The 10,322-nt window shown below is 46.3% G+C and carries 12 protein-coding genes; 1 reads left to right on the forward strand and 11 read right to left on the reverse strand.

The window, feature by feature from the left end:
• Nucleotides 1-65: 65 nt before the first annotated feature.
• From NY78_RS13875 to NY78_RS23775, 6 genes are all read right to left on the reverse strand, one after another.
• Nucleotides 66-1,259 carry an MFS transporter gene (locus NY78_RS13875; protein ID WP_043637098.1) on the reverse strand — a complete coding sequence of 398 codons (1,194 nt, stop codon included), beginning with the start codon at nucleotides 1,257-1,259 and terminating at the stop codon, nucleotides 66-68.
• Between the two features lie 60 nt (nucleotides 1,260-1,319).
• Complete coding sequence (locus NY78_RS13880; RefSeq protein WP_053062216.1) at nucleotides 1,320-1,871, reverse strand: ferredoxin domain-containing protein; 552 nt, start codon at nucleotides 1,869-1,871, stop codon at nucleotides 1,320-1,322.
• The gene (locus tag NY78_RS13885) at nucleotides 1,868-2,845 is read right to left on the reverse strand and encodes a chromate resistance protein ChrB domain-containing protein (protein WP_082140018.1); all 978 of its coding nucleotides are present in this window, start codon (nucleotides 2,843-2,845) and stop codon (nucleotides 1,868-1,870) included. The genes NY78_RS13880 and NY78_RS13885 overlap by 4 nt, the downstream gene beginning before the upstream one ends.
• Before the next feature lie 273 nt (nucleotides 2,846-3,118).
• Nucleotides 3,119-4,012 carry a plasmid partitioning protein RepB C-terminal domain-containing protein gene (locus tag NY78_RS13890; protein WP_043637103.1) on the reverse strand — a complete coding sequence of 298 codons (894 nt, stop codon included), beginning with the start codon at nucleotides 4,010-4,012 and terminating at the stop codon, nucleotides 3,119-3,121.
• On the reverse strand, nucleotides 3,996-4,886 hold the full coding sequence (locus tag NY78_RS23770) for a ParB/RepB/Spo0J family partition protein (RefSeq protein WP_082140019.1): 891 nt from the start codon (nucleotides 4,884-4,886) through the stop codon (nucleotides 3,996-3,998). Before NY78_RS23770 ends, NY78_RS13890 begins: the two co-directional genes overlap by 17 nt.
• Before the next feature lies 1 nt (nucleotide 4,887).
• Nucleotides 4,888-6,456, reverse strand: coding sequence for a recombinase family protein (locus NY78_RS23775; RefSeq protein WP_082140020.1), 1,569 nt, complete (start codon nucleotides 6,454-6,456; stop codon nucleotides 4,888-4,890).
• Nucleotides 6,457-6,524: 68 nt separating this feature from the next.
• On the opposite strand from NY78_RS23775, the gene NY78_RS13900 reads away from it, so the two are divergent.
• Nucleotides 6,525-6,779, forward strand: a complete 255-nt coding sequence (locus NY78_RS13900; RefSeq protein ID WP_043637109.1) for a hypothetical protein — start codon at nucleotides 6,525-6,527, stop codon at nucleotides 6,777-6,779.
• Between the two features lie 214 nt (nucleotides 6,780-6,993).
• Here the strand turns inward: NY78_RS13900 and NY78_RS24735 are convergent, their stop codons facing one another.
• The 5 genes from NY78_RS24735 to NY78_RS13915 all read right to left on the reverse strand — a co-directional run bounded on the left by NY78_RS24735 (nucleotide 6,994) and on the right by NY78_RS13915 (nucleotide 10,213).
• Nucleotides 6,994-7,290 (reverse strand): hypothetical protein, encoded by a 297-nt coding sequence (locus NY78_RS24735; RefSeq protein ID WP_156180942.1) that lies wholly within the window; start codon nucleotides 7,288-7,290, stop codon nucleotides 6,994-6,996.
• Nucleotides 7,291-7,395: 105 nt separating this feature from the next.
• Nucleotides 7,396-7,584 (reverse strand): hypothetical protein, encoded by a 189-nt coding sequence (locus NY78_RS24740; protein WP_156180943.1) that lies wholly within the window; start codon nucleotides 7,582-7,584, stop codon nucleotides 7,396-7,398.
• 162 nt (nucleotides 7,585-7,746) lie between these two features.
• A complete protein-coding gene (locus tag NY78_RS13905; RefSeq protein WP_043637113.1) occupies nucleotides 7,747-8,871 on the reverse strand; it encodes a tyrosine-type recombinase/integrase in 1,125 nt (374 codons plus the stop codon).
• A 133-nt stretch (nucleotides 8,872-9,004) separates the two neighbouring features.
• A complete protein-coding gene (locus NY78_RS13910; RefSeq protein ID WP_043637115.1) occupies nucleotides 9,005-9,562 on the reverse strand; it encodes a tyrosine-type recombinase/integrase in 558 nt (185 codons plus the stop codon).
• Between the two features lie 273 nt (nucleotides 9,563-9,835).
• Nucleotides 9,836-10,213: a hypothetical protein gene (locus NY78_RS13915; RefSeq protein WP_043637117.1), complete on the reverse strand. Its 378-nt coding sequence runs from the start codon at nucleotides 10,211-10,213 to the stop codon at nucleotides 9,836-9,838.
• Nucleotides 10,214-10,322 lie beyond the last annotated feature (109 nt).

Here is a 10,322-nt window from a genome sequence, read left to right on the forward strand (position 1 = left end):
CGGAAAACTTTTGGGGGCGAGAACCAGACGCACGAGATTACTTTGGCCCAGAGTCCCCGTGACCGTTAAGAGGTCTTGTCGTTCGGGACGAATCTGAGAAACACCGGTATCGCCAGAAACAGCACAACCGCCATTGCCGGGAAGCTTATTTGGTATCCCAGCCATCCGACTAAGAGTCCTCCCAGAATCGGACCAGAAGCGTGCCCGACATCGAAAATGGTCCCGAACGCCCCCATGGCCGAACCAAAATGGCGCTCGCGGCACAGGTCGGCCACCATCGCTGCCGAGGATGATGTGACAAAGGCTTCGCCCAATCCGAACACCAGACAGGCCGCCAGCAGGGTCCAGAAACCATGCATGAAGGGTACTGTCGCGAAAGAAGCCCCGCACAGCACCAGACCAACCACAATCAGCGGCCTTCGACCGTGGGCGTCGGACACCCGGCCCATGACCGGCTTGGAGAGCATTGTCACCACGATTTGCGATCCCCACAGCAAGCCCGCCTGGAATTCGGTCAGCCCGGCCACGGTGACGGCATAGACCGGGAGGAAGGCTTCCAGTGCGCCCATGGTCATATTCTGGACGCCTTCCATGGACGAAGTGGCGACAATACGCTTGTCGGACAGCACTTCCCGAATGCCTTCCTGGAAGCGGCGCAGCCGTTCGCCCAAGCCAAGTCCTTCTTCCACGCGCTCCTGAACGCCCAGCGTGCGCAGACCCAGAACCAACGCAGCCAAGCCCGTCACGGCGGATAAGGCGAACACCAGCCGGAACTGCCACAAGACCGGCCCCCCCGTGTGCCCCACGTCCAGGATGAAGCCGCCGATGGGTGCTCCCAGAAGCGTGCCGATAATCCCCACCGAGGAGAACCAGGAGAGCATCTCCCCCTTGCGCGCCCCGGCCACATCAGCCACCACCGCCATGGCCACCGGGCCATAGATGGCCGTCGCCAGCCCGTGCAGGAAGCGCACGACGACCAGTGCTGCATATGACGTAATGAACAGATAGGCGAAGGGCATGAGTCCAAATACGACCAGCCCGGCCAGCATGGTGCGCCGACGCCCCACCACGTCGGAAAGGGCCCCGGAGGGGAGCTTGAACAGGATGCCGGTCACCGTGGAGATGCCCACAGCCAGACCGATGGCCTCGGGGCCGGCCCCCAGAAAGAGGGCGAAAAGCGGCAACACCGGGTTTCTGGCCAGAGCATAGGAGAAGCGAGCGAGGAAGCCCACGGTGCATAAATTGTTAAATGCGGTCATGTAATTCCCCAAGGCACCGGAGACAGAGACTGGCCTGTCCCCATTGCCGAAATTTCGAACTTAGTGTTTGGGGGCAGCCCTGTCGAAGAAGATGGATTTGCCGTAAAATCCCACGGGGATGCCCATGGCGACCTCGGCCTTGATGTAGCCCAGGGCACGGGCGGCCGCGCCGACCCGCTGCTGGACGCGGTTGTCCAGATTGAGCAGGCTGGCGGTCTTGGCTGCTGAAACAAGGGCCGCGCCAATATCCATCATACGCATGGCGCAATGGGGGCCGCTGTAGCCCATGTCTTTTTCGGTCAACTGTCTGTTTTTAAGGAATTCCGTACAGGTCGAAAAACCGCAGGCTCCACAGTCGTAACCGGCGCCAAGGGATTTCCCCAGTCCGACCAGAACAAGAGCCTGGCAGTTCTCGATGTTGGCAGCATCGCGAAGCCAGAACGCTTCATTTGTACTTTGAGGGGCGTATTCCTGCATAGCAGCGGCAATCTTCTTAAGATCCTCGTCCAGGGTGATCACGGCGATTTCCAAGAAGTCTTTTCCGCCGGCCTTCGGCGCAGTACGAGCGGAAGCAGCCATTAACTGGGCAACCTGAATGGCGGTTTCTTTCACGATTTCTCTCCTTTGTTTTTTTGATAGGATGCTGACAAGGCATCCATGAGAACCAGGGCGTTCTCGACAAGTTGTTCATCGTCGTTGATCGACAGGAGTAATCCGTCCAAGATTCGCTTGATTCCTCTGGATTCAGTCGGGGCTGTGTCCATTTCCTCCAGGTCGATGGCCCGGATTGCGGCAACAAGCCCGGCAGGCACATCCTGCTCCAACGAAAAGGCAGTGATCATGACTTCAAAGGTGGTGCGTCCGCCGACATGGGTGAATTCAGCGTCGGTCATATCGAATCGGACAGCGTCTTCCCGCTTGGGGATGTGGACGTCGGGAGGGACAAAGGCAAGGCGGGCCTGGGGATCAAGAAAGCGCTTGACGAGCCAGAATGAAGCCAGACGATCCACGTAAGGTCGTTCGCGAGTAATCCAGATTTTGCCGACGAACGCTTCCCGCGGAAAGGTCTTTATGTCGGCGTTCTCAGCCGCATCAGCCCGACCATCCAGAAGAGCGGTCAGTTGGGAAAGCAGCGCCGCTGTTCTTACGCCTTTCCCGCTGGGAAAATAATCGCGCTCGTGGATGGCTTCGTAGCGACGGGTGAGCTTTCGGCGGGTGGAAAGCAGTTCGCGATCAAGGGACACGCCTTCCTTGCCCCTGGCCTGGGTCAGTGCTTCGTGAAGTTCCGCATCAAGGGTCGCATACTCCGCATCGCGTTCCTGTGTGAACAGTCCCATGATCGCGGCGTCGTCCATGGTGAGGATGGTCTCGGTTTCAAAAAACAGGGCCTCTCCGTCGGCCTCCTCCACTTCTTTGGCTAGCCAAGTAAAATGCTCGGAATTACCTGTGTTTGCTGGCAGGACGTAAAGGGAGTTTTTGACCTGAACAGCTCCAATCGTTTGGAGTCGCCGCCAGACTTTGACCCGGATGGCTTGGCTTTTTGTCGGCAGGGAGAAGGATAATATCAGCCACGTTGCGTTCTTCATGCAAACATATTTGATATTGGTGTAACAAAAGTCAATACAAATTCTGTGAGATCTTGAAATATTTAGAATTTTATTAAATATTTCAGGTTGATAAAGAAACAAAGGGTAATGCCGGCATTGCCCTGCACAAGAATACCCTGTAGGCTTTTACGGGTCTGATAAATCTTGTCGCATTTAAAAATCCTTGCTTGCCTATAAATATTAGCAGCATGTGCTTTTGTCACAACATTGAAAACAATCGTACGACCGATAATGAATAACAGTTAAGCACGATCAATCCACGCTTTTCATTTTCAAAAAGTCTATCGCGGATATTTCAGAGAATTTGTCATAAATTTCTTTATGATGTCGCTGGAGATAGTCAGATACCTTCTCGTTGTTAATTATACGTTTCAAATATGATTGAACAAGGCTTAAATTGAGCATGTCCGTACCATAAGAATCATCTATATTTTTTAAATCATCACTCAATAAGATACTTTCTTCTTCCAAGCGCATGCGCTTTTCCAAGGCAGCTGGCGAAAGCTTGTTCTTTTTATTTCCGCCAACAAGCTGATCTGATGGGGTCCCATCTAACAAGCTTTTCACGTATAAATAACTATAACGATTCTGGTCATTCATAATCATTGCGACCTTAATTTGCCGCATATGCTTCATTTTTTTCAGTAGCCTAAAAACACTTGGCGACATAATTCTATCTTTCAATAAGTCTATTACTTCTTGGCACACTCCATCCAGCATATTTTTCTTATTACGGATCGAAGTTATATCAAGGTTCAAGGCGGCAGCGAGTCTTGCTTCAGACACCCCAGCGTCTAAAGCCTTTACTATCATCTTGTGTTCCTGGATCGCTGAGAGACGTGTAATGTACTTATTGTAGGTATAGCCTTCATCATCCACTGAAACCAGACATGTTACTCGTTCCTCGCCTAACTCACTGAGCGCCATAATCCGCAAATGTCCATCTAAAAGTAGATATCCTCGCTTCTTGTTGCAAAGAGCCACAACTGGAGGCTCTATAAGGCCAACCTCGCGAATAGAAGACAATATCTGAGAATATTTCCTCCCATTCTTGATATTTGCAGACATTCTTTTGGTTGGAAGAAGTTCAATAATGGCGAGGTCGACAAGCTCTTTTTCAAAACCTTGCTTAATTCCGACGCTCATACTTACGCACCTCGTGCAATAGCTCTGCCAACAGTTTAGGTATGTCGTTTAGGCCCTCAGCCTTCAACTGATTTGAAAAGTGCTCATTTTTTAGAAGCTTGCTTAGAGCGGCTGTCGCATAAGTCAACACGTGATTGAGGTAATCCGCCTTTGCTATTAGTCTTTTTTTGTTTTTGATATTTCTTTCATAAATCGCGACAAGTTCTTCACATGAAATATGTTTCTTTTTTTTGTAAGCTGTCGAGATTTTTTTGCCATAGTGGTTTCGCCTATCAAGTATTTTTTGTACTGCAATGAGCTTTTTCCCATTCAGCTTTCCAGTTTCGTGAGCTATTGTTAAAGCTAACTGCACGGATGATTCATCCTCATTGGATATTTTTAATGCTATATACAATGGGATACGCCCTTTTTCTACTGCGCTGACTAGACGTTCTTCCCCATTCTCTAAGAGATTTAACAACCCACGAATCCAGTCCCGTCCAAGTCCAGTCTTATTAGCTATTTCAATATCATCATACCCACGTTCTTTTAAGTACCTAATACTATTCAGAAGATCTAACGGGTTATTGTTACGTCGAGCGATGTTTTCAACCAAGCTCATAATATGAGCACTTTCTTTACTGGCATCAACTAGGATGGCCGGAATATTTGTTTCACCAGCGTCAATAAAGGTCTCAAGCCGGCCTTGTCCGCAAACCAAATCATATTTCTTGCCTGTTCTTTTGTCAGTGCTTAATGTCACCGTAATCGGGCGCTTTAATCCAACGCTGCGAATATTGCGCCGAATCTCTTCCGCAATGACCAGATTGCGAACGCGGGGATTTAGAATATAGACTTCATTGACAGGTATAAGAATAACTTCATCTGTTTTCATGCTACACTACCTCGTCAAGATTTACATTTATACCCATTTCGAGAATATAATGCAGGCTGTCGGTGCGGAAACTATCCCAAAGCTCTATATTTTCATCTTGCAATTTCAGTTCATTATTCCCGAATTCCAACGCCGGCAAAATATAATAATCATAAATATTTTCGTTTTGAGAATCCATGCGTACAGCAACAGTAATATCTGGATGAAGACCTGTGTCAAATCGAATCTTCCACCTTCGGATTCCAGGTGGAGAGATAAAGCATCTACTGATTACTATTGACATGAAAAGATTGTGGTTTAATTCTAATAAATTAGTACAAGAATCGATAGCAATCGTTCGCCCGCATACTCGCTGTATCTCGGAAATTGTCTTTGACAACACATCGCTGTGCAGTATTCGTAACTTTTGATTAATTTCAACATATCTGTAATCTCGTTCTGGTATATATCCGATCAAGCGATACGCCCGCAACAACCCCCCAAAACGGGTGCAATAAAGGCTGCTCGGCGGCATATTTTCGGATTCATCAATAATCATAGCAGATAATCTGCCTGTTTGAAGCTGAAGAGACTTGAGACGAGCAAGGAGGTCGGCGTCAGATATTTTACTGTGCCGATCCCGAATTATGTTCTGAACCCTATAGAACTGGACTGCATCCACCACAGATGCGAATGCTCCTTCTTTTCGCACCCATTCATTTTCAGGATTCGCCTTTTGCTTGCTTTTCAATTTGCAAGAGCTGCGGTTGAATAGATTGTTTCCGATATATTTTTCATTGGTTAGTACTTCTCTCACAGTCCCCCTCGTCCAAGGCCTTCCAAAATCCGTCCTCCAGCTATTAGCATTCAGTGCATCCGCAATTTCAGACTCTCGTCTACCGGCAATAAATTGATCATACATCCAGCATATTCTTTCTCGCTCTGACTCAGGACCCGGCACCAACACGACGCGTTCTGTCTGCAAGCTTTTACGCTGACCGATCGATAATTCTTGCTTTGGTTTTCCAAATTCATCTACAAGCATCCGTCGAAGGCCAAATCCTGCGGGACCACCTTGCCTGTAGCCTTTTAGTATTAAGTTACACTGTCCAATAAAAACTTTATTTGAAAGCTGGCGGCAATATTCACTGGCACTTTCATCTTTCAGTATGGTCATGATACGATCAGCAATTGTGCTCGTCATGGTTAGATTCTTGTCACAGGCTTGACAAATGACTCCCTTACGCTCCAGCTGCATTCTGTAATAGTCAGCCTCTCGGCTATCAACAAAACGTCCCCAACGACTGTCATCTAAATATAATACAATCTGATAGTCGCTGCGACCAGATTCAACATCGTCAAGCAGAGCTTGAAACTGTCCACGCTTTTCAGCTGTCATACCGCTTACGCCAAGGTCAGCGTACACCTTGATGATTTCTATGTCGTAGCCATCGGCATAAGCACGTATTTCACGCTCCTGGTTTTCAGGCGATTCTACCTGCAGTTCCGTGGACATGCGAATATAGATAGCACCCTTTAGGCGCAAATTCTTTATTTCTTCTACTGTATATGCAGTTCCCGTCTGTCGCATCTGGCCTGTATCTCCTTGTCGAGACAGAAAATTATCCAGATTCTGTCTTTCAACCAAGGGGGTACTGTATGTCCAGAAAAAAACTGTGGCAAATTTGCCACAACCGCAAGTCAGGCAATAGCTATATTGCTGAAACAATTGTCAAAATCATGAAAGACAAAAAACTTACTACAAAACAGATAGCCAGCGATCTTGTAATTCCAACTGAACGAGTAAGGAATTGGTACTATAAAAACACCTGCCTGACCGCTTGGGATTTGCTCCTATTGATGTCAGAGTATGATTTTATCAAAAAACACGTAGACGAAATGTTTATTGAGTAGGCGTTTAAAAAACGCTATTTTTATATTCTGATACTGCATTGAGCCTACGTATCGGCCGTTAAAATAGTCCAGTCCGATTAATAAATGACTGGCTCTTTCTGCGTTGTTGCCACAATGAATTCATCAGCAAGAAAAAATGTATTTAATTTGCACCAAATCAGGTGAATACAAAACATTTTGCATTCACCTGATTGTACTTAAATTGGCATATTAATTAACGGTAATCGTAGTCTGTCCCTGTCCAATATACTTCAACACCATTGTCGTATGGATCATTCACCGGCAGTAAACTTTGTTGAACATAACGGCCATCTCGCGAAAATCTATAATGTTTTTCGAGAACCCATCCCCACATATTGCAAATGGCTTTTTGAGAGTACAAATGTTTAATTGGAAGATAGTACTTTTTATAGCATCTCGGACAAATTGTTTTCCACTGTTCATCTGGTTCGACGTAGAATTTTTCACCCATACACGCACAGACTTTTTTGACTGTTCCTTTTTTAGCCACAACTATTCTCCTTTGTATTGACGGGCACATCTTCTGGAAAAGATATCCCTGTGGTTTTATTTTAAGCACACATTAGCAACAAAATTTAGGTCTTTTCAGTGCAACTCAAATGTCGTCGGAAGAAATAATTTCATTAGTTGCATCATTTATTGATTGTTTGAAATTTTGCTTCCTGGCAATTGGTACAAGTTTCAATTTTCTGACAGGAGTTATTCCTGTTGAAATAGCAATTTCGCTCTGATATGTTTCGGCACTGTCCCCTGAAGAGTGTGAGGGCAAGTTGTTGATATCCATTGTTCAGTCCTTGTTTTTTCTTTGAGTTTTTCGGCTTTGAATTTTAGTTCTCAATACTACTACTTAATTAAGTATATTTATTGCAAAAATCTGCAAGTGTTTAAATCATTCTACTATATTAGCCGGACATCTCCTGGCAAAGATGTCCAGCCGTTTTTAACTTCAAACTAATTCAGGCAATAAACTAACCGCTCTTTCTTTTTCACCTTCCAGGCAGTGATAATAATGGCTTGTTGTCGTTGAAATCATTGAGTGCCCTAACAGTTTGGACACTGCTGCCAAATCTGCTCCTTTGCTCAACATGGTAGTGGCAAAGAGATGTCGTAAGTCATACATTCTAACAGGGTATTTAATGCCTGCCCGTTCGCAGGCTCTTCTGAAACCTTTGCGGATCATGCCAATTGGCTGGCCGCGCCACTCGATCACATAACCTGACATTGATGAAGGCTTCTTTCCTTTCATCTTTTCAAGCAGGGCCGGGGCAATTGGTACAGACCGGTAGGTCTTTGTCTTGCTTGCATAAATTTTAGCAATGCCTTTCTCCAAGTCGATGTGATCCCATTTCAAGGCAAGAAGTTCAGATTCACCGGGCCGTGTCCCCAGGCTGAAACAAACCTCCATGGCCCACCTGACATGTGGCTCGGCATGGTCCATGATCCTTTTGAAGTCATTGACGGTCAACTGGACATCACGCGGCTTCTCTCTTGATTTCTTCCTGCCCTTCATGGGATTTACCTTAGTCAGCCCAGTGGTGACGCCAAAATTGAAGATGGCGTTGACGTAATCGCCATAACGATTCACGGTCAGCTGGGAACGGGGCCGGCCCTGTTTACCGTCGGTTTCCTGGAAGAACTGGATGAACGGGACCATGTCATCGATGTAGGTCATCGAATTCACTGCCCGGTCGCCGATCAGCGGATTGAACTGGTTTTCAACCATCTTGGCCAACTTACGGGTATTGTTCTCGGTTCTGCCCGACACCTTGAGATGGGACAGGTATTTTGCCGCGAGTTCCCGAAATGTCATGCCTTGAGGAAAGTGATCATCTTTCACCGGGGTAGTGATCTCTTCAATCACCTTCACTGGCGCGGGCTCCGGCAAGGTGATCACCTTAGTCTGAAGGACTGGAAATGCCTGCCCCTGGTCTTTTGCTTCAATGACAGCCGAATTAAAGGCATCAGCTTGAGCATAGGCATTGTCGCCGCGCCCGAATGACTTATCCCGTCTTTTACCCGTCTCATCGTGATAAAAGACCATCCATCGCCCATCACGTTGATAGACGCCCATAAAACACCTCCGAAGTGTAGCCTCTTGATTTTAGTTGGTTATGACAATAAAACGGTAGTGAATCGAAATAGTAAGGCTCCTTGAAATGAACAGAAACAAATCAAAGGGCTTTTAAGCCCCTTGATGAATAAAGTTAAATTGTATTCATCAATATTTCTTCCACTTCCTCCTCTTGCACTCCAAGATACCTTCGAGTAATCGAAGGGCTGGAGTGGTTTAATCGTTTCGCCAAGACTTCCCAAGAAACACCGAATGTCTTTCGCTGATGGTAAGTCCATGTCTTTCGAAGTGAGTGAGCACCATAATTCCCTCTCAGGTTAATGGCCTCAGCCCACTTCTTGACATATTTTGTCACGGCATAAGTTGTGAGAGGATAATTTCGACCTTTTCTGCTTTTAAACAGGAAATGGTCATCATCATCCTTTACTGTCGCCAGATAGGCATCGAGAGCAGATTTAATCTCTCGATTTAAAATAAACACATTCTCCTTGCCTGTCTTCTTTTCTCGCAGGGTTATTCGCTCTCCGATCTTAACGCCTTTGACATCACCGACTTTTAATGCCAGCAAGTCTTGGACTCGCAGACCTGAGTTGACACCCATGACAAAAAGCAATTTGTCGCGGGGAGAGTCATTCAGAATCTTTTTGATGCTCTTCACACTTTTCAGATCAATGATCGGTTCAACCTTCATTTCCCCCTCCAATTCCCTGTTTTCTTCCAGGGAGTTGAAAATCGTACTTACAAATCAGCTCCTCAAGGGAAGCCCTTGGAAGACTCGACAATAACCCTGTAAAATTCTTTCAGAAAACCATTTCAAAAATCCCAATGTACGTTCTTATCTATAAACGTACTTTCCCCTCATTGATTATTTCTGTATAACTTTAGACAAACAAACATAACCTTGCGCCGAATAGCGAAAAAATAGCCACATCTTTCGATATGACTATGTTAAAGACCAAACGGATTAGACTTTCGTCAAAATGATCTTTCCATCTTCGGCGAGAACCGAGAACTCATCGCCGTCGCTGACGACAAGTCCTTGAAGGTCAAGATTCTTCAGATAAATCTTGAGCTCCAATTTGTTGTTCACCTTCGGCCGCCGCGAGTTCTTGAGGTAAAGCCCCTTGACCTCATAGTAGGTCTTGTCATCGCTCATAAGCTTAAGGACGTATTGCTTCAGAGTCTGGCGGTGTTTGATTTCCATCCTCGCCAGAATTGCTGAAGCGTCCATGCCATTAAAAATGCACTCGCGAAGCATCGAAGGATTGTACTTCGATTCGATCTTCTTCTTTTCAGGAACTTCCTGTTCATCCACAGACACGTTATCGTTCTTCTTGCTCATACAAGCTCCTTTGTTTGGTTTGATTGATAATTTCTGTATTGGCTGGAAGATAGTTCAAGAATTTATGCTAAATAATGCTTTTTGCATTATCTTGCGCAGGATGAGCTTG

The sequence above is a fragment of the Desulfovibrio sp. TomC genome, from assembly GCF_000801335.2.
Taxonomy (GTDB): Bacteria; Desulfobacterota; Desulfovibrionia; order Desulfovibrionales; family Desulfovibrionaceae; genus Solidesulfovibrio.

Bases quoted from the DNA above. Each gene is read 5' to 3' on its own strand.
- NY78_RS13875 (WP_043637098.1), bottom strand. From the start codon at position 1,259: ATGACCGCATTTAACAATTTATGCACCGTGGGCTTCCTCGCTCGCTTC.
- NY78_RS13885 (WP_082140018.1), bottom strand. From the start codon at position 2,845: ATGAAGAACGCAACGTGGCTGATATTATCCTTCTCCCTGCCGACAAAA.
- NY78_RS13890 (WP_043637103.1), bottom strand. From the start codon at position 4,012: ATGAGCGTCGGAATTAAGCAAGGTTTTGAAAAAGAGCTTGTCGACCTC.
- NY78_RS23770 (WP_082140019.1), bottom strand. From the start codon at position 4,886: ATGAAAACAGATGAAGTTATTCTTATACCTGTCAATGAAGTCTATATT.
- NY78_RS23775 (WP_082140020.1), bottom strand. From the start codon at position 6,456: ATGCGACAGACGGGAACTGCATATACAGTAGAAGAAATAAAGAATTTG.
- NY78_RS13900 (WP_043637109.1), top strand. From the start codon at position 6,525: ATGTCCAGAAAAAAACTGTGGCAAATTTGCCACAACCGCAAGTCAGGC.
- NY78_RS24740 (WP_156180943.1), bottom strand. From the start codon at position 7,584: ATGGATATCAACAACTTGCCCTCACACTCTTCAGGGGACAGTGCCGAA.
- NY78_RS13905 (WP_043637113.1), bottom strand. From the start codon at position 8,871: ATGGGCGTCTATCAACGTGATGGGCGATGGATGGTCTTTTATCACGAT.
- NY78_RS13910 (WP_043637115.1), bottom strand. From the start codon at position 9,562: ATGAAGGTTGAACCGATCATTGATCTGAAAAGTGTGAAGAGCATCAAA.
- NY78_RS13915 (WP_043637117.1), bottom strand. From the start codon at position 10,213: ATGAGCAAGAAGAACGATAACGTGTCTGTGGATGAACAGGAAGTTCCT.